We start from the raw sequence: 22,598 nt of genomic DNA on the forward strand, positions 1-22,598 counted from the left end.
CCGCATGCCGGGCCTGTCGTCGGTTGCTCAGGGCAGGGCGTTGATGAGCTTGTCGAGCTCGACGCGGGGGCCGGTGAAGAACGGGACCTCTTCGCGGACGTGCATGCGGGCCTCGGTGGCGCGCAGATCACGCATGAGATCGACGATGCGGTGCAGTTCGGGGGCCTCGAAGGCGAGGATCCATTCGTAGTCGCCGAGGGCGAACGAGCTGACCGTGTTGGCGCGCACATCCGGGTAGCCGCGGGCCGCCTTGCCGTGGTCGGCGAGCATCTTGCGCCGCTCCTCGTCGGGCAGCAGGTACCACTCGTAGGAGCGGACGAACGGGTACACGCAGATGTAGTTGCCCGGCTCCTCGCCCGTCAAGAAGGCCGGGAGGTGGCTCTTGTTGAACTCGGCGGGCCGATGCAATGCCGCATTGCTCCACACCGGGTCACTGGCCCGCCCCAGCTCGGTGGTGCGACGGAAATCCGCGTAGGCGGCCTGCAGGTCTTCGATCCGCTCGGCGTGCGTCCAAATCATGAAGTCGGCGTCAGCGCGCATCCCCGCCACGTCATAAACGCCACGCACCACCACGTCCCGATCGGCCAGCCCGTCGAAAAACGCCCGCGCCTCCTTGATCGCAGCCGCCCGGTCATCGCCGAGCACCCCGGGCTGCACCTGGAACACCGAGAACATCAGGTACCGAATGGTCGAGTTGAGTTCCTGAAAATCGAGTCGCGCCATGCCCCCATCGTGCCACCCGCCGGAAGTCAACCGTTTCGCGGTCCGGGGTCGACACACCGTTGCGAGCGGTCGTCGGCGGACCCCAGCCACGTACCCAGCCCAGCCGACGGACCGACAGCGCTCGACCGTGGTTCGAACCCCTCCATGAGCTTGCGATGCTTCGCCCACGGCGGCAAGGCGATGCACCGCCGGCACCCCACCTCGCCAGCCGAAACGCACCAACAGTGCGGGCCTCTCTCGCGAGAGGCATCCCGCAGCGTTCGTGCCTCGTAACAGCCTGCGAGGCAATACCGAAGCACGACAGGACACCCATACCGTAGACATCGGTGCCTGCCGAGGGCGAACTAGCCTGGGGCAGTGGCGATGCGGCGGGCGGCGGCATTGCCGAGGAGACGCGCACACGACACCCCGCTGTCGAGGTAGGCGCACGTGAGGACGAATCAGCCTGCGGCAGTGGCGATGTGGCGGGCGGCGGCATTGCCTGAGGCGACACAGGCGGGGACGCCGACGCCGTGGAGGTAGGCGCCCGCGAGGGCGAGGCCGTCGAGCGGGGCGACTGCTGATTCGATGACGGCTGTGCGTTCGGTGTGGCCGGGGGCGTATTGGGCGAGGCCGCCGCGCCAGCGCTGGACGACGGCGGAGACGGGCTCGATGGCGATGCCGGTGACTGTCGCCAAATCCTCGGCGGCGGCGGTGATGAGGTCGGCGTCGGACCAGGACAGGGTGGAGTCGTCGCCGAATTTGCCGAAGGAAGCACGGACCAGGGCGGTGTCGCGCTGGGCCAGGTGCGTCCACTTTCGGCTGGACAGGGTAAATGCCTTGGCGCGCAACGACTCTCCGGTGGCGACCAGGATGCCCGAGTTCTGCGGCAGCGCGGTGTCGCGCGGAAGGGCAAGCGCCACAACGACCGACGAGGACAACTCGATACCGGCAAGTGCCGCAGCGGCATTCGGTTCGACCGTGCCGAGCAGTCGGGCGGTCACCGGCGCGGGCGTGGCGAGCACGACCGCGTCGACCGCACCGATCGGGTCGACGACCCAACCGCGCAGTCCGCGGGCGAGCCGAGTGGCCGGTGTCGCGGTGACGAACTTCGCACCGGATCGCGCCGCCAACGCCGCCAACAGCACCTGGTATCCGTCACGGAGCCCACCGAAGACCGGGGCACTCGACGGCGGCGGCAGCGCGACGGACACGGCATGGGTGAGACTGGGCGCACCGTCGTCCAACGCGGCGGCCAATGTCGGCAGCGCCGCGCGCACCCCGATCGAGCGAGAACTCCCCGCATACACCCCACCCAACAACGGATCAACGCTCCGCTCGACAACCTGTACCCCGAACCGGTCGGCGATCAATCGGTACACGTCGACATCCGCGCCAGGCTCCCAAGCCAGCGGCCGCCGCGACTCCCCCGCGATCCGCTCGACCGTCTCCGCATCGACCAACCCCCGCATCGACTCGGCATCCGCCGGTATCCCCATCAACGTCCGCTCCGGCAACGCATGCGCCGCCCCACCCGACCACACCAACGGCCGCAACCCCGCGGGCGTCACCAACTGCGTCTCCAGCCCCACCTCCCGCAGCAACTCCGGCACCTCTGGCCGCCGCCCGACAAACGCCTCCGCCCCGAGATCCAAAGGCTCCCCGCCTACTTCACCGGTATAGAGAACCCCACCAACCCGCTCAGCCCGATCAAGCACCAAGATATCGGCCCCGGCCCCCAACAACACCCGCAACCGATACGCGGCAACCAGCCCACTGATCCCACCACCGACCACCGCGATCCTCATGCCCTCGACGGTATCCCCCACCCACCCGCCACCCCCGACCGGTCCACTCCCACGCAGAAGCGCACTACCCCACAAGAGCTACGGTCTCGACCCGAACCCCGCTTCGCGCGCCACAACCTCCGCGAGCACTACGATCTCGAACCGACCCCTGGTTCACGCGCCACAACCTCCGCGAGCACCGTGGTCTCGACCCGAATCGCGGTTCGCTCGCGACAACGCGCCCCGACCTCTGTGAGCACTACGGTTCGTGCACCAATTCGACCAGTGCTGTCAGTACGGCGGAGTCAGTGGTGGGCAGGGGGCGTGACCAAGATCATGGGGAACTGGTGGCGGCAAAGTGCGAGAAAACCCTGCCACCAGTTCCCCATGATCATTCGTCCAGTCCACCCGGTGGGGCGTGACGGCGGAAACGCCAGTCGGGGGGCGCTCCTGCGCGCGTATTTGCTTCGCGCGCAGGTAATTGCCGACGATTTCGTGCGCGGACCGCAAGTGGGTGGGAGGCGTGAGCAGGTCTGCGGAGGTGGTTACGCGGTGCCGCTCACGATGATGTCGGCGTGCGCGCGGGTGTTGTCGGCTACGAAGTGGTTGTCCTCGTCGGCCATCCACTGTTCCCACAGTGGGAGCGCGGCGGAGCCATCGCGTTCGAGGCCGCGGGCCAGCCGCAAAGGTCGCGGGGTGTCGACCCAAATGGCCAGCGACAGGCGGGCACGAACGGCCGCGCGAGAGGAGGACACGCCCTCCAGCACCACCACGCCGCCGGGCTCGACCACGTGCCATTCGGCCAACGCTCGCCGATCCCAGTCATACCGCTGGTATCGAGCGGGCACGTCGCGGCCGAGTGGTTCGAGTACTTGGCTCTCCAGCCGCGACCACCAGTCCAGCGTGTTGTCCCACGACGCGAAGCTGTCGGTCGGCACTACGGATGCGTCGAACTCGCGCGCGAGTTGTCCAGCCAGCGTTGACTTTCCAGCTCCGCCCGGCCCGTCGACCGCGACCAACCTGGTCGAACCGAGCCTCGGCTCACTCGCGACAACGCGTGCGACGACTTCCGCGAGCACTACAGTCTCGCCCCGAATCGCGGCTCACTCGCGACAACCCACGCCACAACCTCCACGACCACTACGGATTCGACCCGAACCGTGGATCGCTCGCGGCAACCTCCACGAGCACTACGGTCTCGCCCCGAACCGTAGTTCCCTCACGACAACGCGCCACAACCTCTGTGAGCACAGAGCTAGTCCACCAATTCCACCAATGCCATCAGCACGGCGAGGTTGGTGGTGGGGTGCAGGGGGCATGACCAAGATCATGGGGAACTGGTGGCGGCATCTTGCGAGTAAACGCCGCCACCAGTTCCCCATGATCATTCGTCCAGTCCACCCAGCCGCCGTTCGCTCGCTCGCTCGCTCGCGACAACCCGTGCCACAACCTTCACGACCGCTACGGTCTCGAACCGAACCATGGTTCGTTCGCGACAACCGCCCCGACCTCCGCGAGCACTACAGCTCGTGCACCAATTCGACCAGTGCCGTCAGCACTGCGGGGTCGGTGTCGGGGAGGACGCCGTGGCCCAGGTTGAAGATGTGGCCCTTGGCGCCCAAGGTGATCGCCTCGTCGGCTTCGGCGGCGATGCGGCGTGCTTCGGTTTCGACCGCGGCCGAGCCCGCGAAGAGCACGGCGGGATCGAGGTTGCCCTGCAACGCTTTTCCGGGTCCGACGCGGCGCACGGCGTCGGTGAGCGGCACCCGCCAGTCGACGCCGACCACGTCGGCGCCCGCCTCGCCCATCGCGCCGAGCAGTTCACCGGTGCCGACACCGAAGTGGATGCGCGGCACACCCGCGTCGGCGACCTCGGCGAACACCCGCTCGGAGTGCGGCAGCACGAACCGGCGGTAATCGGCGAGGGAGAGCGCGCCGGCCCAGGAGTCGAACAGCTGCACGGCGTCGACACCGGCGTCGAGCTGAGCCCGCAGGAAGACGATGGTGATGTCGGTGAGCGCACCGAGCAGCGCGTGCCAGGTCTGCGGGTCGGCGTACATCATCGCCTTGGTGCGCTCGTGGTTCTTGCTCGGCCCACCCTCGACCAGGTAAGACGCGAGCGTGAACGGCGCGCCCGCGAACCCGATCAGCGGCGTCTCGCCGAGCGCGTCCACCAGCAACCGCACCCCGTCGGCGACCGCGCCCACTTCCTCGGGCCGCAATCGCGGCAGCGCGCGCACATCGTCGCCGGTGCGCACCGGCGACGCGACGACCGGCCCGACGCCGGGCACGATATCGAGGTCGATCCCGGCGGCCTTCAGCGGAACGACGATGTCGGAGAACAGGATCGCCGCGTCGACACCGTGCCTGCGGACCGGCTGCAGCGTGATCTCGCACACCAGCTCCGGATCGAAGCAGGACTCCAGCATGCCAACGCCCTTGCGCAGCTCGCGGTACTCGGGCAACGACCGTCCGGCTTGCCGCATGAACCACACCGGACGCCTGCTCGGCGCCGCACCGGTGGCGGCGGCCAGGAACGGGGCATCGGTCAGGCGGCGGCGAGTATGAGTGCTCATCAACGCCCATCGTAAAGGGCCGTCGCCCCACCTCCACCACGCCTCCACGCCCCCACTTCCACCGCTACCGCCCCAGCCCAGCCGCACCCCCTTGATTCCCGGCACCACGATTCGCCTGCGATTCCACGTACGGCAATTCAAGAGGCGTGCGGTGGGATCCCGCGATGCACGATCACCAGCCGACGCGGCCGAGCCGATTGATCGGGATCGGGTACCTCGGCGGACCGCGATGCGTGACGCGGCCGAGCCAGTTCGTTGGTGTCAGGTACGTGGGCGGTTCCCGATGCAGGACGCGGCCGAGCCGATTGATTGGGCCGGGTTACTTCGGCGGTCCCCGATGCGTGACCCGCCGCCCGATACGGCCGAGCCACAGGAGCAGCAGGCTCACATCCGACCGTCACCAACATCTCCGCATCGCCGCGCCGCATCTCCTCGGCGATCCAGTTCACCGCTGCCACCGTGACCCACTCGACCCCCGCGCGCATCCTGATTCCCCCGCACCACGATCCCGCGTGCGGGCAATCAGGATGCGGGCGAGGCCCGTGCTGCGCCCTGGCAGCGCGCGGGCCTGCGGACGGACCACCTCCGATCACCCCGACGAGGGCGACACGCCGAAAGGTGCGACGCGCGGAAGTACGGAATGGCCCGCGGACGCGGCATCAATACAGCGGCGCGCCTCCGACTGTGCCGGGTGCACAAGGTCTACCGTCCCCTTCGTGACACCGCTCGACTTCCGCGACGGCGCCGCAGCGACCGAGGGACCCCATGGCGAGCCAGCTCAATTTCGCGCCGCGGTCGATGCGATGGGCACCGCTACCGTGCACCCTCGGATCGAGCTGGCTCCGATCCGCCCGCCGCAACGTCTGGCGCCCTACTCTTACGCACTCGGTGCCGAGGTAAAGCATCCGGAATCCGGTGTCGTGCCGGTCGATTCGGACGGCGACGCGTTCGGCAGGCTGATCCTGCTGCACGATCCGGACGGTGACGATGCCTGGCATGGCACCCTGCGGCTGGTCGCCTACATCCAGGCCGACATCGATGCCGCGCTCGCCACCGATCCGCTGCTACCGGAGGTGGCGTGGAGCTGGCTGGTCGACGCGCTGGAGTCGCGCTCGGAACCGTTCACCGCGCTCGGCGGCACTGTGACTTCGACCAGTTCGGTGCGCTACGGCGATATCGCGGGCCCGCCGCGGGCCCATCAGCTGGAGCTGCGCGCCTCCTGGACCGCGATCACCAATGACATGCGCCCGCACGTGGAAGGCTTCTGCGAGGTGCTCGCCTACGCCGCAGGACTCCCACCGGCCGGTATCACCGAGCTACAGATGCGACCGGATCTCTCCAACGATCATCGCTAGCCGGGAAGACCAGCGGCCGACGCGGCGTTGAGATGAACGAAAGCATCCATCGATTCCGCTGTTGTTCGCCCTCCCGACACACGGAAGCCCGATAGGACGACGACCGCTGCGGCACTGCACGTAAAGTTCAACAACATGTCCGTACCCGACGAATCCGAACCCACCGGCGCGCCACCCTTGCTCGCGCCCGTGGATGGCGTGCCTCCGGTACTGGACACCGCCGCTGAAATCACCGCGGCCGCTACTCGTCTCGCCGCGGGCACCGGCCCGCTCGCCGTCGACGCCGAACGTGCCTCGGGTTTCCGGTATTCGGCGCGCGCCTACCTGATTCAGCTTCGCCGCAAGGGCGCGGGCTCGTTCCTGATCGATCCGATTCCGGTCGCCGATTCGCTCGCACCGCTGGCCGAGGCGATCAACGACCTCGAGTGGGTATTGCATTCGGCGGACCAGGATTTGCCGGGTCTCGCCGAACTCGGCCTGCGCCCCAAGCGCCTGTTCGATACCGAATTGGGCGGTCGGCTGGCCGGTTTCGAACGTGTCGGCCTGGCCGCGATGGTCGAGAATCTGCTTGGTCACGCGCTACGCAAGGGCCACGGCGCGGCCGACTGGTCCACCAGGCCCCTGCCCGACGAATGGCTCAACTACGCGGCGCTGGATGTCGAACTGCTGCTGGAGTTACGCGACGCGGTCGCCGCCGACCTCGAGGCACAGGGCAAAACCGATTGGGCGGCACAGGAATTCGAGCACGTCAGGACGACCGAGCCACCGGCGCCGAAGGCGGACCGCTGGCGGCGCACCTCTGGCATCCACAATCTGCGCCGCACCAGGCAGCTCGCCGTGGTGCGCGAACTATGGACCACCCGCGACACCCTGGCCCGCTCCCGCGACGTGGCCCCCGCACGAATCCTGCCGGACGCCGCGATCATCGCGGCCGTCACCGCCGACCCGAAGACCATCGCGCAATTGCGCGCTTTGCCGGTATTCGGCGGCCCGCGCCAGCGCCGCTACTCCCGTGAATGGCTGGCCGCCGTCGATCGCGGCCGGACCATGCCGGACAGCGACCTACCCCCGCTGACCCAGCCATTCGACGGTCCGCCCCCGGTGAACCGCTGGGAGCGCCGCGACCCGGCCGCCGCCGCCCGATTGACCCGCGCGCGCACCGCGATGGGTGAGCTGTCCACCGAACATTCGATCCCGGTCGAGAACCTGCTCTCCCCCGACCTGGTCCGCCGCTTGTGCTGGGACGGACTGCCCGATTACGACCGCATCCCTGACTCCCCCGACGACCTGGCCGCCGCCATCGACGGCTTCCTCAAGTCGGGCGGCGCCAGGCCCTGGCAGCGCGAGCTGGCCGTGCCGCAGCTGACCATCGCGCTCACCCCGCAACCCGCCGAGTAGCTCAGGACGGGTTCGACTCCTGCGTCTGCTTGAAGCTGCGCAGACCCTCGTCCATGCCGGCGCCGAAGGCCTCCGCGAGTTCCGCGGGCAGCACATCGTGGATCCAGACGAAGCGGCTGTGTCCGTCGCCGTGCGGGAAGACCTGCATGGTGGCGTTGTTGTGCTCCGGCGTGACGCTGCCGCCGATGATCGAGTAGACGAAGCGGCGCTCGTCGTCGTCGATCGTGACGAGCCGTTCGCGCAGCGTCGACCCGTTGGCGAAGTCGACGACGCGGGTGTCCGGGGCGACGAGTTTGCTGTCGACGGCGTAGCCGGGTGCCATCCGGACCGGGCCACCGGCGAAATCGCGGATGATCGCCCAGATGTTCTCGACGGGGACCTCGACGATGAGTTCTTTCTTGACCGATGCCATCAGCAGACTCCTTGCGGGTTCCAGCCATGCTTGGCTAACTAGTGTTGACTGAACGATAGTTAGCTAACTACCCAACGTCAATAGATAGTTACGATGGTGACGTGCCCAGCGAAATCGGAACCACGACCGCGGTGTTGCAGCGCATCGTTGACTTCGTCAATACGCGTCGCGCGGACGGCGACGGGCTCGCCACCCCCGAGCAGTTGACGATCTGGTTGCACACCCACGACCTACTCCCCGTCTGTGCACAGGCCGACGCCGACGGCCGCGAGCGCGCCGTCTGGCTGCGCGAAGGGTTGCGCGCGCTACTCGCCGAGAACAATGCCGAGCCTGTCACCAGCCCCCATCCGGACGGCCTAGACGCCACGGCGCGAACACAACTCGGCACGCTATCCGCCGCGCTACCGCTGCGCCTCGACGTGACCAGCGTGCCGCCGCGCCTGGTCCCCCAGTCCCGCGAACCGGTCGATCACGCGCTGGCGATCTTGCTCGCCGACGTCGCGACGTCCGTCGCCGCTGGCACCTGGCCGCGCCTCAAAGCCTGCCGAGAACCGAGCTGCCGCTGGGCTTTCTACGACCACTCCCGAAACCACGGCCGCACCTGGTGCTCGATGAACGTGTGCGGCAATCGCGTCAAAGTCCGTGCCGCACAACGTCGACGGACCACGCGCTAGCCGAAGACGTTCGGCGGCAGGCATTGCCACCTGGCGCTGATAGCGAGCACGCCGCCGGTGACGCCCGACGGAAGGTGGCGAACCCGATCCAGCAGCCGCCGAGTCTCTCGGTGATCAGCGCCACGCACCGCCGCGCCAGTGAACATGGTGCGTCCGTTCATGCGGCGCTCGTCCGGATAGTCGTGCGCACCCTCGGGCACGCAGCATGGGGCTGTCCCGCGCGACGATGGTGACGCCGATCCAACAGCCGCAGTGGTCAGCGCGACCCCCGGCACCGCCGCAACCCGGCACCACCACACCCGGCACCGCCGCAACCCGGCTACCACCACACCCCCTACACCCCGGCACCGCTGTCCGTCACACCCGCACGCAACGGTGAACCGGTGAACATGGTGCGTCCGTTCATGCGGCACCACCCGTCCGGATATCGTGCGCGCCCTCAGGCACGCAGCATGGGGGTGCCCGGCGCGAAGATAGTGGCGCCGATCCAACAGCCGCGGTGGCCAGCGCAACGAGCAGGCCCCAGCACCGCCACACCGCGGCACCACCACACCCTCACCCCAGCACTGCTGCCTCGCCACACCCTCTACTCCGGCACTGCAGCCTCGCCACACCCTCCACTCCGGCACTGCAGCCTCGCCAGACCCGCACCGTCGCACCGCCGAACCGGGTGCGCCTGTTCGTGCGGCATCACTCGTCCGGATATCGTGCGCGCCCTCGGGCACGCTGAACGGGATGATCGCCTCGGGAGCGCCGAAAGGGTTTGGCAACAGGCTCCTGCTGAAACGAACTCGGCGGCAGCGGTTTCCGCCTTACTTCGAATCTTTCATGCCGAAGTCGTAGGCGGCTTCGAGCCAACCCTCGTTCACCACGTGCTCGACGACCGATTCGTCCAGCACGCGGATCTGATGCGTCCATTTACCCGGATACGTCTCCTGCACACCGAGAATCAGCGGATCCGATACGGGTATGCGCAGGTCGAGGGTGAGCATGAGGACATCCTCCGGTGCCTGCTTGCTCCGCGGTATCGGCCACAGCCACGCGAACTTTCGATCGGCGCCGAAGGAGACCTGACTCTTGGTGACCGAGGTGGTGATCGCGCCGAGCGCCTCGATCCGCGGTGCCAGACTGCGGAACAGGCGCAGCGCGCTCGGGCGATCGGCGAACAGATTTTCGACCGTATGCTCGTCCATCCTTCGCATTATTGCCGAAACAGGCACTTGGACATCGCCTCTTGGAAGTGCGGGCAGATGGTGAAGTCGGCGTGGTCGCAGTCCAACTAGTGCTCGATCACGTCGAGCGAGGCCTGCACGGTGACGATGGCGCGCCCGCGCTGCCGCTGCAGTACGGCCGAGCGGTCCGGGATGGCGAGATCACTGGCGGCCAACGGGACATGAGGGCGGCCGCTCTCGCACTTTTCCGCCACCATGTCCCGTTGATCATGCCGATCTTGGCGGACGTGACCGGAGTGGTTGACTGCGTGGGTGACTGAGTACGACGTGTTGCGCGTCTTCTGTGGGCCCGACGGCCGGTTTGGCAACGAACTCGGTGTTGTTCGTGAGGGGGCCGCTATCCCAGCGGAGGCCGAGCGTCAGGCGTTCGCCAGGAAGTTGGGGTTCAGCGAGACCGTATTCATCGATGATCCCGAACGCGGCGTCATCGACATCTACACACCGACCTTGCGTCTCCCTTTCGCCGGACATCCGTGCGTTGGTACAGCTTGGCTGCTCAAAGTGCCCACCCTGGTCATCCAGGCAGGCGTAGTAGGTGCCCGGGCCGACGACGAATTCACTTGGATCACAGCGCGACCCGAATGGGTGCCTCCGCGCACATTGCGCCAGTACGACTCTGCGACAGAGGTAGACGCACTGCCGATGCCGGAACCGGGCGAATGGATCTACGCCTGGGCATGGCAGAACGAGGCGGCCGGTCAGATCACGGCCCGAGCCTTCCCCGGCCGCGACGACGGCATCGATGAGGACGAGGCCACGGGCGCGGCGGCACTGCTCCTCACCGCCAGTCTCGGCCGCCCCCTGCACATTTCGCAGGGCCGCGGCTCACAGATCGTGACGACCCCGCAGCCGGACGGTCTGATCGAGGTCGGCGGGCGCGTCAGGCACGAGACCGAATCCGGACATTAGTTCGCCCTAGCGCACATACCCGCTGATCGCGATGGCGAGGTCGGCGCCGGTGGTGTAGCGGTCGGGAGACAGGCGGGTCAGCACAGCCGCACCTACAGATCCGCTCGACAGCAGCCACACTCGCGGAGTGGATCTGAACGGATCGGCTACCACCTGGTGCCGTCGCCACATATCGCGAGCACACGCATCGCTCGGCAGCACAGCGAACCGCACCAGTTCGCACCTGACCGGATCCGCTCGACGACTCAGTCGAGAAGAGCCAGCCATTCGCGGGGCGCTCGCCTCTCAACTCACCGTGCGGCGAGCCACCCACCGATCCGCCGCGCGATATCCGGCGCCGTCAACCCGAGCTCCGCGTGCACCGCACCACGCGACGCATGATCCAGGAACTGCTGCGGCACACCGAGATCGCGGGTCGGGATATCCAGCCCGGAGTTGCGCAACCGAGCCGACACGGTCGAGCCGATACCGCCGTGCAGTCCACCATCTTCCAAAGTCACGACAAGCCGGTAGTTTTCGGCAAGCTTGACCAAGGTGTCGGACACCGGAAGCACCCAGCGCGGATCGATCACGGTGACCGAAACCCCTTCGGCCTCCAGCAGATCCGCGGTGTGCATGGCCACCTCGGCGAACGAGCCGACGGCAACCAGCAGCACGTCACCGCGCACCGCCTGGACCGACCCGCCGCCATCCAGCGCGACGTCATCACCGGTAGCGACGGCCAGCCGGAGCACATCCACCCCGTCGAGTCGCTCGACGGCCGAAATATCGTCGGCGACACTGCCTTTGGGGAACCTGATGGCGGTGGGCCCGTCACTGACGGCGAGCGCCTCCGCCAGCTCCTCGCGCAAGGTCGCCGCGTCACGCGGCGCCGCCACCCGAATCCCGGGAATGATGCCGAGCACGGACAGATCCCACATACCGTTGTGGCTTGCGCCGTCGGGCCCGGTGATGCCGGAGCGATCGAGCACAACGGTCACCGGCTGCTTCAACAGCGCGACATCCATCAGCAACTGATCGAACGCGCGGTTGAGGAACGTCGAGTAGATCGCGACAACGGGATGCATGCCGCCCAGCGCGAGCCCGGCGGCCGACGCCATCGCGTGCTGTTCGGCGATGCCGACATCGAACATCCGCTCCGGAAACCGCTCCCCGAACGCCGCGAGCCCGGTCGGTCCCGGCATGGCCGCGGTGATCGCGACGATGTCGTCGCGTCGTTCGGCGTGCGCGACGAGTTCCTCGGAGAACACCGACGTCCAGCCGAGCGCCTTCGGCCCACCCACCGGCACGCCGGTGAGCGGATCGATGGGATCGCAGGCGTGCATCTGGTCGGCGATGTGGTTCTCGGCGGGCGCGTACCCGTGCCCCTTCTGCGTCACCGCGTGCACCACGACCGGCCCGCCGAAGTCCTTGGCCCGGCGCAGCGCGGCCTCCAGCGCGACGATGTCGTGTCCGTCGACCGGGCCGACGTACTTCATCCCGAGGTCGCTGAACAGCTCCTGCGGGCTCACCGCGTCCTTTATCCCGGCCTTCACCGCGTGCATCATCGAGTACGCGGACTCGCCGACGCGCGGAATGCTCTTCAGGATTCGTTTCCCGGCGTCGAGCGCGTGCTCGTAGGCGGGCTGGGTGCGCAGCGCGGTCAGCCGGTCGGCCAGGCCGCCGATGGTCGGCGCGTAGGAGCGGCCGTTGTCGTTGACGACGATCACCACCGGCCGGTCCGGCGCGCCCGCGATGTTGTTGAGCGCCTCCCAGCACATGCCGCCGGTGAGCGCGCCGTCGCCGACCACCGCGACAACGTGCCGGTCCTGCCCGGTCAGCGCGAACGCCTTGGCCAGCCCGTCCGCGTAGGACAGCGACGCGGAGGCGTGCGAGGACTCCACCCAGTCGTGCGCGCTCTCGGCGCGGCTCGGGTAGCCGGACAGGCCGCCCTGCTTGCGCAGGGTGTCGAAATCGCCCTTGCGACCGGTCAGGATCTTGTGCACGTAGGCCTGGTGGCCGGTGTCGAAGATCAACGGATCGGCGGGCGAGTCGAAGATCCGGTGTAGCGCGATGGTCAGCTCGACCACGCCTAGGTTCGGGCCGAGATGCCCGCCGGTCGCAGCAACCTTTTGCACGAGGAAATCGCGGATCTCGTCCGCCAGCTCACGCAATTGCGATGCGGTGAGCGGACGAAGATCTTCGGGCGTGTCGACCCGGGAAAGCACTCCCACCTGAACTCGCTCCCTCCGGATAGCGCTTCTGATCCGATCAGTCTACGGAGCGGCGGTCGGTGCCTTCGAACGAGAACCCAACTGCCACACCTGGCAACGACCACCACCTGCCGACATCAGGCCGAAATGTGAGCCTCGGCATACCGTACTCGGCCTACAGTGATCGTGTGGCCGAGCTCGAAGAGGCGATCGAGAGGACAATCGAACCGGGCGTCGTGTCCAGGATCGTCAACGACGTCTATCAGCTGTGCCGTCCCGACGATTCCGGCACACTGGCCGACTACATTCCGGAACTGGCTGCCGCGCAGCCCGATTCGTTCGCGCTGTGCCTGGCCACCGCCGACGGGCGGGTCTACGGCACCGGCGACCTGGCTACCTCGTTCACCATTCAGTCGATCTCCAAGCCGTTCACCTACGCGCTCGCGCTCGCCGATCGCGGCACCGAGTTCGTGGACGCGCGCATCGATGTTGAGCCCTCCGGTGAGGCGTTCAACGAGATCAGTTTGGACCCGGTGACCGAGCGACCGCGCAATCCGATGATCAACGCGGGCGCGATCACCGCGGCGGCACTGATCACCGGTCACGGTCCGCTCGAGCGATTCGAGCGCATCCGCCGCTGCTATTCGCGTTTCGCCGGACGCGAACTGAGCATGAACGAGGCGGTGTACGCGTCCGAGGCGCGCACCGGTTTCCGCAATCGCGCCATCGGCTACATGCTGCGCTCGTTCGGCATCATCGACTCCGATCCGGACGAGGCGGTCGACCGCTACTTCCGGCAGTGCTCGATCGACGTGACCTGCCGCGACCTCGCGATGATGGCGGCGACGCTGGCCAACAACGGCCGCAACCCGGTCACCGGGGAACGCGCGCTGTCGACCGCGCTGACCGAGCGGGTGCTCAGCGTGATGACCACCTGCGGCATGTACAACGCGGCCGGTGACTGGGTGACCAGCGTCGGGCTGCCCGCGAAGAGCGGGGTCGGCGGCGGCATCGTCGCGGTGCTGCCCGGGCAGATCGGCATCGCGGTCTACTCCCCTCGGCTGGACGCGCACGGCAACAGCGTGCGCGGCGTCGCGGCCTGCCGTGAGCTGTCGCAGCGACTGGAACTGCACTTTCTGCACGTCACACGGGCGGCGCGGACGGCGATCCGGGCCGGATACTCGGTCGCCGAGGTGCCATCGCGGCTGCGCAGGACGACCGAGGAGATCGCCGTGCTCGCCGAAAACGGCCATCGGGCACGGGTTTACGAACTGCACGGCGACCTGCTGTTCGCGGGCGCGGAGAGCGCGGTACGCACGATCGAGGCGCAGGCGGGCGAGCTGGAAGCGCTCGTGGTCGATCTGCGCCGGATCGGTGAGGTGAGCGCGATCGCGGTGACCATGATCGATGATCTGCAGACCGAGCTCGCGGCGATCGGCGTGCGAGTGGCGCTGGTCGATCCCGACGCCAAGCTCGGGCACCTCGCGTCCAGCCTCGATCCGGACGATCCGCGCGGGCGGGTGTTCATCGATCGCGACACCGCCACCGAATGGTGTGAGGACATCGTGCTCGAGCGGCACCGGCCGGGCGAGGAGCCGGTGTGCACCTCGATCGCGATCGAGGATCATGAAGCGCTCGCCGCGCTCGAGCAGGATGATCGAGTGCAGTTGGCCAAGGAGTTCGAGGTGCACACTTTCGCGCGCGGCGAGGTGATCGCGCGGCGCGGAAGTGCGCGATCGGGGTTGTATCTGATCCTCGAAGGTCGGGTGCGAATCACGTTCGAGGGCAGCGATGATCGGACGCATCGGCTGGTCAGTTTGTCGTCGGGGATGTCGTTCGGCGAGATCCCGATGCTGGTGGGGACACCGTTCGTGAACGAGGCACGGGCGGAGACCGGTGTGCGAGTCGCGGTGTTGAGCCCTGCGCGATTCGATCAGCTCACCTCGCGGGCGCCACAGTTGAAGTTGGCGTTGCTCGAGCGGTTGGCAGCGGGGGCTTATGCGCAGATGGACGCGGCGGTGCGCGCGATCGCTGTGCGTGGGGGTGACTACTGAGCGGCTCAGCTCGCCCGTCACCTGGCGTACCCGTCGCCACACAGCCTCGTCACCGTCCCCGTGCGGCTTGCCGCACCGCCTCGCGGCATGCCACTTCCCAGTGCGGCTTGACTCATCACCGGGTGGCACTACCTCATGGCCCACACGGCTTGCCATCATCTCGGCGTATGCCGGTGATCGAGGTCCAGGTGCGTCCCGGTCCCGGTGTCGGCCGGGATGATGAGGCTACGAACTTTTATCGGCGGGGACGATTGTGTTGTGTCCGCCGTTGACCACTTGAAGCGAGACTGACCGTCGACCGATCGAGGAGAATGCCGTGAGTAACCAGTCCGACGCCGCGGGCACCGTCACCATTTTCGGCAGCGGCACCGCGCGCGCTACGCCGGATTTGATGCGCGTCACGATTTCCGTCGAATGCCGGGCGAGCAAGGTCGCGCTCGCGTACAGCAAGGCCGGTGAGCGGGTCGCGGGGGTTACCCGGTCGCTGCGTTCGGACGGGGTCGAGGGGAAAGATATCGCGACGAGCGGGTTGTCCGTGCACACCGAAACCGTGTGGACCGAGGGTCAGGGCAATCGTATTACCGGTTATCTGGCGAGCACGTCGCTGACCATCGCGCTGCGCAACCTCGGTGACGATGCCGATCCCGGCCCCGCGACGATCATCGCCAACGCTGTCGACGCGGGTGGCGATGATGTTCGGCTCGGTGGTCTGAATCTCACGTTCGCCGACCAGGAGTCGCTGCTCGTGCAAGCGCGGGACGCGGCCTGGGAGAACGCCGTCGCCAAGGCCGAGCAGTTCGCGGCGCGTGCGGGTCGAGCGCTCGGCTCCGTGCTGGAGATCACCGAGAATACTTCCGCCGCACCGCCTTCCATTCCGCACGTGAAGGCGATGTCGATTTCGATGGACGCCTACGGTGCCGCTCCGGTACCGGTCGAGCTCGGCGAGAGCGAGATCTCGGCGGGGATTCGCGTTACCTGGCAACTGAATTAGCCGAGCGGGGACTAAAACCGTAGAAGAACTTTCGACATCGATGGAACCGGACGGACATCCACCGCGTCCGAGTAGGTATAGCAGCACGCCGTCCTAAGGATGTCGGATGATCGCTCGGCGCAACGATTTCGCTCTGTTCCTGCTCGTCGCGGTCGGTGCGGCCTGGGTGCTCGCGTCCGGGCCGTGGCTCGATGGTCAAGGCTTGCAGTCGGGGCTGTGGCTGCATACCGGAGCCGCGCTGATGATGCTCTCCCCGGCGCTCGGTGTGCTCGCTGTGTGGCGATACCGGCGGCTGTCCTGGTCCGCGCTGGTGGCGCAGAACGGGTTACGGCTCGGCGCGCGACCTGGACGGACCGCATGGCTCACGGCGATCGCCTGGCTCGCGGCGCCGCTGTTCCTGTGGGTGGCCTTCGGTTTGAGCGTGCTGTTCAACGTGTACATCTTCGAATTCCCGAGCCCGCAAATCGTGGCGGCCGTCGTCGTCGACGCGATCACCGTCTCCACCCTCGGCACCCTGCCGTTCGCGCTCGGCGAGGAACTCGGCTGGCGCGGCTGGCTGATGCCGCAGCTCACCGGCCGCCTCGGCGGCACCGGCGGAATCATTGCCACCGGCGTGATCTGGGCCCTATGGCACGCACCGCTGACGCTGCTCGGCTACAACTATCCGAACCTCGGCTCCTTGGCCGCCGTCGCGTTCATCGGATTCTGCGTCCCGTTCGGCGCCATCCTCGGCTGGCTACGGATGTACACCGGCAGCATCTGGCCGTGCGCCGTCGCCCACGCCGCATTCAACGGAAGCGCAATGCTGTTCGGCCTGTTCAACTCCCCCGCGCACGAAATGAACCCCCTGCTTGCCGGATACGGTTTCGTCGGCTGGGGCGTACTCACCGTCATCGCGGCCGTGCTGTTCACCTGGTTCCCGGTCCACCCCGCAACCACCAGGTCGAAACCCTTTACGGCACCGGCAAACTCCTGGCCCTCGTTCGGCTGACGCACCTCGGGGCAACGGATGCGCATATCTCCAAAACCGCGATCGGACGAGCGTATCCCTCGCGCAACCTATATTGAGAAGTCGGTGGCAGGACGCCGCTGGTTAGGGGTTCGCATGTCGTTCGTGCTCATTGATACACCGCGACCGCACGTCGCCCTGGTCACACTCAATCGCCCCGACCGGATGAACGCGATGGCCTTCGACGTGATGATTCCGCTGCGTGAAACGCTCGAAGAAGTCAGCGCCGACAACGACATTCGGGTCGTGGTGCTCACCGGCGCGGGGCAGGGCTTCTGCTCCGGCGCCGACCTGCAGAGCGCGGGGAAGGTGCCCAATGTCGAGGGGCTCACCGTCACCAGCGTCGCGCGCCGCTCGATGGATCTGCTCAACGACGTGATGATCACCCTGCGGCGGATGAACCAACCGGTGATCGGCGCGATCAACGGCGCCGCCATCGGTGGCGGATTCTGTCTCAGCGTCGCCACCGACATCCGAATCGCGGCCGAGGAAGCCTACTTTCGCGCGGCAGGCATCAACAACGGCCTCACCTCCACCGAACTCGGCATCAGCTACCTGCTGCCGCGCGCCATCGGCGCCTCCCGCGCCTTCGAGATCATGCTGTCCGGCCGCGACGTCGACGCCGCCGAAGCCGAACGCATCGGCCTCGTCTCCCGCACCGTGCCCGCCGCCAAACTCCTCGAAACCTGCTACGACCTGGCCGACCGCATCATCAGCTTCAGCCGCGTCGGCACCGAACTCACCAAACGCATGCTGTGGAGCGGCATGGAAGCAGGCGGCTTCGAATCCCACATGCAACACGAGGGCATGGCCCAACTCTACGTCCGCCTCACCACCGCCAACTTCGACGAAGCCATCCGCGCCCGCCGCGACCACCGCCCCCCGGTCTACGACGACTGACCTGTCAAACCACCGACGAAACCCACGTCACCGCACGCCTTTTGATTTCCCGCACCCGGAATTGCCTGCGATTCCAGGTGCGCCATATCAAAAAGCGTGCAGCTGTACTTATCCGGCGCGCCCACTCGCGATTCGCCGCCACCATGTCTCGCTTGGCGAGCGGTGCCACGCTATTCCGGTGCTGAGCGCTCCAGGAGGGCGATGCATTCGACGTGGTGGGTGCCGGGGAAGGCGTCGAAGGCTCGGAGGTCGGTTAGTTGGTAGCCAGCGGATTGGTAGAGGCCGAGGTCGCGGGCGAAAGAGGCTGGGTCGCAGCCGATGTGGACGATGCGGAGAGGGCCGGTTGCGGTGATCGCGGCTACCACGTCCTTGCCAGCGCCCGCGCGCGGTGGGTCGAGGACGATGACGTCTGGTGCTGCGCCGCCGACACGTTCGGTTACCCAGCGCTCGACCCGCTGGGCGTGTAGGTCGAGCCACGGTAGGTCGAGGAGGGCCGCTGTGCCGTCGGCGACTGCTGAGCGGGCCGACTCCACCGCGAGTACCGCGCCGGTCTGCCCGACCTGGTCGGCCAACCTGGACGCGAAAACACCGGCGCCGCTGTACAGATCCCAGGCCAAGCCGCCGGGACGCAACCCGGACCACTCCGCCACGAGATCCGAATAACATTGCGCGGCACCATGATGCGCTTGCCAGAAGCCGGTCGCGGCGACCTCCCACCGGCGACCCGCGACATACTCGACCGCACGCCCGGTTCCGGCGATCACCCACTCGTCGCGCGCAGCGTGCGTAGCCGCTCGCCGAGCAGAAGCATTGCGCCGCTCACCAGCCTGCGGTGCCTCCAGCCGACCATCGGCGGCGTACCGCTCCTCCACACGCCCATCAGCACCGCGCGCCTCCTCGCGACCACGCCCGCCGCGGCGATCACCACCAGAATCGTTGGGGCCGCGACGATCGTCCCGGTCGCTGCCAGCACGCCCCTCCGAGCCCCGCAGACCGTCGCGATCCCGCAGTGCGGCCCGGTCGTCGTCACCGCGCCGATCAGGACCATCGCGCCAACCGCCACGCTCATCAGCACCACGCGACTCATCGCGACCGCGCGCGCCGCCGCGACTGCCACCAGAATCACTCGTGCCACGACGATCATCCCGATCGGTGCCACCACGCTCATCCGGACCCCGCCGACCGTCGCGATCCCGGCCACGCTCAGCGGCACCGCGACCACCGTCGTTGCTGCCAGGCAGATCAAAGTCGTTGTGTCCGCTGGCCTCGCGCTCGCCAAGGCTGCCGTCACTGCGTGCGTCGTCGCGGTGCCAGCCGCCATGAGGCTCATCCGGGCTGCGACCATCGCTCGGTTCTGTGCCGCGGCGTGCGCCGCCGCGCCAGACGCCGCCGATCTCACCTGGGCGGCGACGGTGGGCGCGCTCGGTGCGGCCGGGTGCGTCGTCGCCACGCAGTTCGCTGCCGGGCTTGCCGGTTGGGCGGCGGCGGTTGTCGCGTTCGACACCGCCCCGCGTGTCGGCACCGGCTCGGTCGTCACGTCCACGTACACCCAGGTCGTCGGCGCGAGAATTTCGGCTGCGGTCGGCGTCGCCGCGGGCACTACCGGGTTCGGCGCCGGGGCGGCGGCGATCGGGGCGGTCGGCGCGGCCACGGCGATCGCGGCCGCGCTGATCTCCGCGACGCTCACCGGTCGCGGTCGGGTCTGCTCGTTGCCACTCGCGGTCGCCGCCGCGTGACTTGCGGCGCTCCCCCTCGACGGCGGGGGCCAGTTCGATGATGTGGCGCACGCCGTCGCCGTCGACGGCGATCACCAAATCCGCGCCCGGCGTCCACAATCGATCCGCCACCCCGTCGAGGGCACCCGAAACCGGTTGGGGGCAGCGCAGATCCGTGATGACCTCGGTGCTGCGGTATCGATGTACGCCCGCTCGTCCTTCGGCGTCGACGGCAAGGCGGATTCGGGTGCGCCAGCCGCCGGTGGTGTCGCCGGAGCCGGTGATCGGTTCGACGACGATCTCGCGGTCGATTCCCGCGAGTCGGCGCAGTTGTTCGGCGACCACCGAAGCCTTCAGTGCCCGTTGGGCTTTCGGGGTGGCGTAGGAGAAGTCGCAGCAGCCCGCGCCGCCGGGGCCGGAGACGGGGCAGGTCGCGGGGACGCGGTCCGGGGACGGCTCGAGGATCTCCACCGCGTCGGCGCGGCAGAACGAGCCGCCACGATCCTCGGTGACAAGCACCCGCACCAGCTCGCCAGGCAACCCGTGCCGGACGAACACCACGCGTCCCTCGTGCCGGCCAACACAGAACCCACCGTGCCCGGGCGGGCCGAGGCGCACCTCGAAAGTGGTGCCGAGCCAATCACTCATGAGCGGTCGTCATAACCACGCCGCACCGCACCCGGCGCGTTCACCATGCCTGGCGTCCGCGCCCGCGTCGACGAACTCAACTGCCACGGCACGCTGGTCACCATCACGCCGGGCTCGAAAAGCAGTCGCCCCTTGAGCCGCAACGCACTCTGGTTGTGCAGCACCTGTTCCCACCAGTGTCCGACCACGTACTCGGGGATGAACACGGTCACCACGTCGCGCGGCGAATCCTTGCGCACCCGCTTCACGTAATCGAGGACGGGCTTGGTGATTTCGCGGTAGGGCGATTCGATCACCTTGAGCGGCACGGTGACATCGCTCTGCTCCCACTCGCGCACGAGCGCCCTGGTGTCGGCCTCGTCGACGTTCACGGTGATCGCCTCGAGGGTGTCCGGCCGGGTGGCGCGGGCATAGGCCAGCGCGCGCCGCGTCGGCAGGTGCAGCTTGGAGACCAGCACGATCGAGTGGGAGCGGCTGGGCAGCACGCCGTCCCATTCCTGCTCTTCCAGCTCGCGCGACACCGAATCATAGTGTCGCCGAATCATTTTCATCACAATGAAGATCGCGACCATGGTGCAGATGGCGATATAGGCGCCCGCGAAGAACTTCGTGATGAGCACGATGATCAGCACCGCGCCGGTCGCGCTGAGGCCGACGGCATTGATCACCCTTGACCGCTTCATCCGCGACCGCTGCGCGGGATCGGCTTCGGTGCGCAGCAATCGGGTCCAGTGCCGCAGCATGCCGGTCTGGCTGAGCACGAAGGAAACGAACACGCCGACGATGTAAAGCTGGATCAGCTTGGTGACCTCGGCGCCGAACAGCACGACGAACGCGATCGCCGCACCGGACAGGAACAGGATGCCGTTGCTGAACGCCAGCCGATCGCCACGGGTGTGCAATTGCCGGGGCAGGTAACGGTCCTGCGCCAGAATCGAACCGAGCACCGGGAACCCGTTGAACGCGGTGTTCGCGGCGAGCACGAGGATCAGCGCGGTCACCGTGGTGATGAAGTAGAACCCGATCGGGAACCCGTGGAACACCGTCTCGGCGAGCTGCGCGATCAACGTCTTCTGGTGGTATCCGGGCGGTGCGCCGATCAGATCGGCATCGTTGTGCGCGTACACGATCCCGATCCGCTGGGCCAGGATGATGATGCCGAGCAACAGCACGATCGCGATGGTGCCGAGCATCAGCAGGGTGGTTGCGGCGTTGCGCGACTTCGGCTTCCGGAACGCGGGCACACCGTTGCTGATCGCCTCGACACCGGTCAGCGCGGCACAACCGGAGGAGAACGAGCGGGCGATCAAAAAGGCGAAGGCGACCCCGTACAGGTGCTCGTCCTCCGCCTTCAATCCGAAACCGGCCGACTCCGCCTGTAGGTTGTCGCCGAGGACGAAGATGCGGAACAGCCCCCAGCCGAGCATGACGAACATGCCGACGATGAAGGCGTAGGTCGGGATCGCGAAGGTGGTGCCGGACTCGCGGATGCCGCGCAGGTTGATCGCGGTCAGGATGGCGATCGCGACAACCGCGAACAACACCTTGTGCGTAGCGACGAACGGTATCGCCGAGCCGATATTGGACGCGGCCGAGGAAATCGAGACCGCCACCGTCAGCACATAGTCGACGAGCAGCGCGCTGCCGACCGTCAGACCGGCATTGGGTCCGAGGTTCGTCGTGGCCACCTCGTAGTCACCGCCACCGGACGGATAGGCGTGCACATTTTGCCGGTAGCTTGCTACGACCACGGCCATCACCAACGCGACGGCTAAGCCGACCCAGGGGGCATAGACATAGGCCGAAATTCCGGCTGCGGATAACACCAGGAAAATTTCTTCCGGCGCGTAGGCGACCGAGGACATGGCATCGGAAGCGAACACCGGGAGGGCGATGCGTTTCGGCAGCAGGGTATGGCCAAGCGAATCACTACGGAAAGGCCTGCCCAGCAGCATTCGTTTCGCTGCCGTCGTCATCTTGGACACTGGAGCGAGCATAGGCGCACGCGAGGGTGGTCGCGCGCGTGGCTCGCAGGTTTGGCCGT

At 67.6% G+C, this 22,598-nt stretch carries 18 protein-coding genes and 2 pseudogenes; 8 read left to right on the forward strand and 12 right to left on the reverse strand.

Going from position 1 to position 22,598, the window contains the following annotated elements; genetic code table 11:
• Positions 1-27: 27 nt before the first annotated feature.
• The 4 genes from hemQ to hemE form a co-directional block, all read right to left on the reverse strand.
• Complete coding sequence (gene hemQ, locus OG203_RS11390) at positions 28-723, reverse strand: hydrogen peroxide-dependent heme synthase (protein ID WP_405165631.1); 696 nt, start codon at positions 721-723, stop codon at positions 28-30.
• Positions 724-1,163: 440 nt separating this feature from the next.
• Positions 1,164-2,510, reverse strand: coding sequence for a protoporphyrinogen oxidase (locus tag OG203_RS11395; RefSeq protein WP_405165632.1), 1,347 nt, complete (start codon positions 2,508-2,510; stop codon positions 1,164-1,166).
• A gap of 524 nt (positions 2,511-3,034) precedes the next feature.
• On the reverse strand, positions 3,035-3,568 hold the full coding sequence (locus OG203_RS11400; protein ID WP_405165633.1) for a uridine kinase: 534 nt from the start codon (positions 3,566-3,568) through the stop codon (positions 3,035-3,037).
• A gap of 441 nt (positions 3,569-4,009) precedes the next feature.
• On the reverse strand, positions 4,010-5,065 hold the full coding sequence (hemE, locus tag OG203_RS11405; RefSeq protein ID WP_405165634.1) for a uroporphyrinogen decarboxylase: 1,056 nt from the start codon (positions 5,063-5,065) through the stop codon (positions 4,010-4,012).
• A 716-nt stretch (positions 5,066-5,781) separates the two neighbouring features.
• On the opposite strand from hemE, the gene OG203_RS11410 reads away from it, so the two are divergent.
• Together OG203_RS11410 and OG203_RS11415 are read left to right on the forward strand one after the other, a co-directional pair.
• Positions 5,782-6,420, forward strand: coding sequence for a DUF3000 domain-containing protein (locus OG203_RS11410; RefSeq protein WP_405165635.1), 639 nt, complete (start codon positions 5,782-5,784; stop codon positions 6,418-6,420).
• A gap of 135 nt (positions 6,421-6,555) precedes the next feature.
• The gene (locus OG203_RS11415) at positions 6,556-7,818 is read left to right on the forward strand and encodes an HRDC domain-containing protein (protein ID WP_405165636.1); all 1,263 of its coding nucleotides are present in this window, start codon (positions 6,556-6,558) and stop codon (positions 7,816-7,818) included.
• A gap of 1 nt (position 7,819) precedes the next feature.
• Here OG203_RS11415 and OG203_RS11420 read toward each other — a convergent pair whose 3' ends face one another.
• Positions 7,820-8,230 (reverse strand): SRPBCC family protein, encoded by a 411-nt coding sequence (locus tag OG203_RS11420; RefSeq protein ID WP_405165637.1) that lies wholly within the window; start codon positions 8,228-8,230, stop codon positions 7,820-7,822.
• Between the two features lie 101 nt (positions 8,231-8,331).
• Here OG203_RS11420 and OG203_RS11425 point away from each other — a divergent pair, with 101 nt between their 5' ends.
• Positions 8,332-8,904 (forward strand): CGNR zinc finger domain-containing protein, encoded by a 573-nt coding sequence (locus tag OG203_RS11425; protein WP_405165638.1) that lies wholly within the window; start codon positions 8,332-8,334, stop codon positions 8,902-8,904.
• Here OG203_RS11425 and OG203_RS11430 read toward each other — a convergent pair.
• Both OG203_RS11430 and OG203_RS11435 read right to left on the reverse strand, forming a co-directional pair.
• Entirely contained in the window at positions 8,901-9,065 is a 165-nt protein-coding gene (locus OG203_RS11430; protein ID WP_405165639.1) for a hypothetical protein, read from the reverse strand. The two genes, OG203_RS11425 and OG203_RS11430, sit on opposite strands and share 4 nt — an antisense overlap.
• Before the next feature lie 651 nt (positions 9,066-9,716).
• Entirely contained in the window at positions 9,717-10,097 is a 381-nt protein-coding gene (locus tag OG203_RS11435; RefSeq protein ID WP_405165640.1) for a DUF5655 domain-containing protein, read from the reverse strand.
• A 291-nt stretch (positions 10,098-10,388) separates the two neighbouring features.
• Between OG203_RS11435 and OG203_RS11440 the strand changes: the two genes are divergently transcribed.
• On the forward strand, positions 10,389-11,045 hold the full coding sequence (locus OG203_RS11440) for a PhzF family phenazine biosynthesis protein (protein ID WP_405165641.1): 657 nt from the start codon (positions 10,389-10,391) through the stop codon (positions 11,043-11,045).
• A 6-nt stretch (positions 11,046-11,051) separates the two neighbouring features.
• Here OG203_RS11440 and OG203_RS11445 read toward each other — a convergent pair whose 3' ends face one another.
• Positions 11,052-11,258, reverse strand: coding sequence for a hypothetical protein (locus OG203_RS11445; RefSeq protein WP_405165642.1), 207 nt, complete (start codon positions 11,256-11,258; stop codon positions 11,052-11,054).
• A 77-nt stretch (positions 11,259-11,335) separates the two neighbouring features.
• Entirely contained in the window at positions 11,336-13,258 is a 1,923-nt protein-coding gene (dxs, locus tag OG203_RS11450) for a 1-deoxy-D-xylulose-5-phosphate synthase (RefSeq protein ID WP_405165643.1), read from the reverse strand.
• A 167-nt stretch (positions 13,259-13,425) separates the two neighbouring features.
• On the opposite strand from dxs, the gene glsA reads away from it, so the two are divergent.
• From glsA to OG203_RS11470, 4 genes are all read left to right on the forward strand, one after another.
• On the forward strand, positions 13,426-15,291 hold the full coding sequence (gene glsA / locus OG203_RS11455; RefSeq protein ID WP_405165644.1) for a glutaminase A: 1,866 nt from the start codon (positions 13,426-13,428) through the stop codon (positions 15,289-15,291).
• A gap of 316 nt (positions 15,292-15,607) precedes the next feature.
• The gene (locus OG203_RS11460) at positions 15,608-16,282 is read left to right on the forward strand and encodes an SIMPL domain-containing protein (protein WP_405165645.1); all 675 of its coding nucleotides are present in this window, start codon (positions 15,608-15,610) and stop codon (positions 16,280-16,282) included.
• 106 nt (positions 16,283-16,388) lie between these two features.
• Entirely contained in the window at positions 16,389-17,273 is an 885-nt protein-coding gene (locus OG203_RS11465) for a CPBP family intramembrane glutamic endopeptidase (RefSeq protein ID WP_405165646.1), read from the forward strand.
• Between the two features lie 114 nt (positions 17,274-17,387).
• The gene (locus OG203_RS11470) at positions 17,388-18,191 is read left to right on the forward strand and encodes an enoyl-CoA hydratase (RefSeq protein WP_405165647.1); all 804 of its coding nucleotides are present in this window, start codon (positions 17,388-17,390) and stop codon (positions 18,189-18,191) included.
• A gap of 170 nt (positions 18,192-18,361) precedes the next feature.
• On the opposite strand, the pseudogene OG203_RS11475 reads toward OG203_RS11470, so the two are convergent.
• From OG203_RS11475 to OG203_RS11485, 3 genes and pseudogenes are all read right to left on the reverse strand, one after another.
• Positions 18,362-19,009 (reverse strand): annotated as a pseudogene (locus OG203_RS11475) (class I SAM-dependent RNA methyltransferase); the annotation flags it as partial.
• A gap of 1,449 nt (positions 19,010-20,458) precedes the next feature.
• A pseudogene (locus tag OG203_RS11480) lies at positions 20,459-20,554 on the reverse strand (hypothetical protein); the annotation flags it as partial.
• A complete protein-coding gene (locus OG203_RS11485; RefSeq protein WP_405165648.1) occupies positions 20,551-22,539 on the reverse strand; it encodes an APC family permease in 1,989 nt (662 codons plus the stop codon). The pseudogene OG203_RS11480 and the gene OG203_RS11485, both read right to left, overlap by 4 nt.
• Between the last annotated feature and the right edge of the window lie 59 nt (positions 22,540-22,598).

Source organism: Nocardia sp. NBC_01499 (assembly GCF_045040275.1).
GTDB lineage: Bacteria > Actinomycetota > Actinomycetes > Mycobacteriales > Mycobacteriaceae > Nocardia.

Coding starts and splice junctions, on each gene's coding strand:
- OG203_RS11395 (WP_405165632.1), bottom strand. CDS start 2,510: ATGAGGATCGCGGTGGTCGGTGGTGGGATCAGTGGGCTGGTTGCCGCG.
- OG203_RS11470 (WP_405165647.1), top strand. CDS start 17,388: ATGTCGTTCGTGCTCATTGATACACCGCGACCGCACGTCGCCCTGGTC.
- OG203_RS11430 (WP_405165639.1), bottom strand. CDS start 9,065: ATGAACGGACGCACCATGTTCACTGGCGCGGCGGTGCGTGGCGCTGAT.
- OG203_RS11435 (WP_405165640.1), bottom strand. CDS start 10,097: ATGGACGAGCATACGGTCGAAAATCTGTTCGCCGATCGCCCGAGCGCG.
- OG203_RS11415 (WP_405165636.1), top strand. CDS start 6,556: ATGTCCGTACCCGACGAATCCGAACCCACCGGCGCGCCACCCTTGCTC.
- OG203_RS11420 (WP_405165637.1), bottom strand. CDS start 8,230: ATGGCATCGGTCAAGAAAGAACTCATCGTCGAGGTCCCCGTCGAGAAC.
- hemQ (WP_405165631.1), bottom strand. CDS start 723: ATGGCGCGACTCGATTTTCAGGAACTCAACTCGACCATTCGGTACCTG.
- hemE (WP_405165634.1), bottom strand. CDS start 5,065: ATGAGCACTCATACTCGCCGCCGCCTGACCGATGCCCCGTTCCTGGCC.
- OG203_RS11465 (WP_405165646.1), top strand. CDS start 16,389: ATGATCGCTCGGCGCAACGATTTCGCTCTGTTCCTGCTCGTCGCGGTC.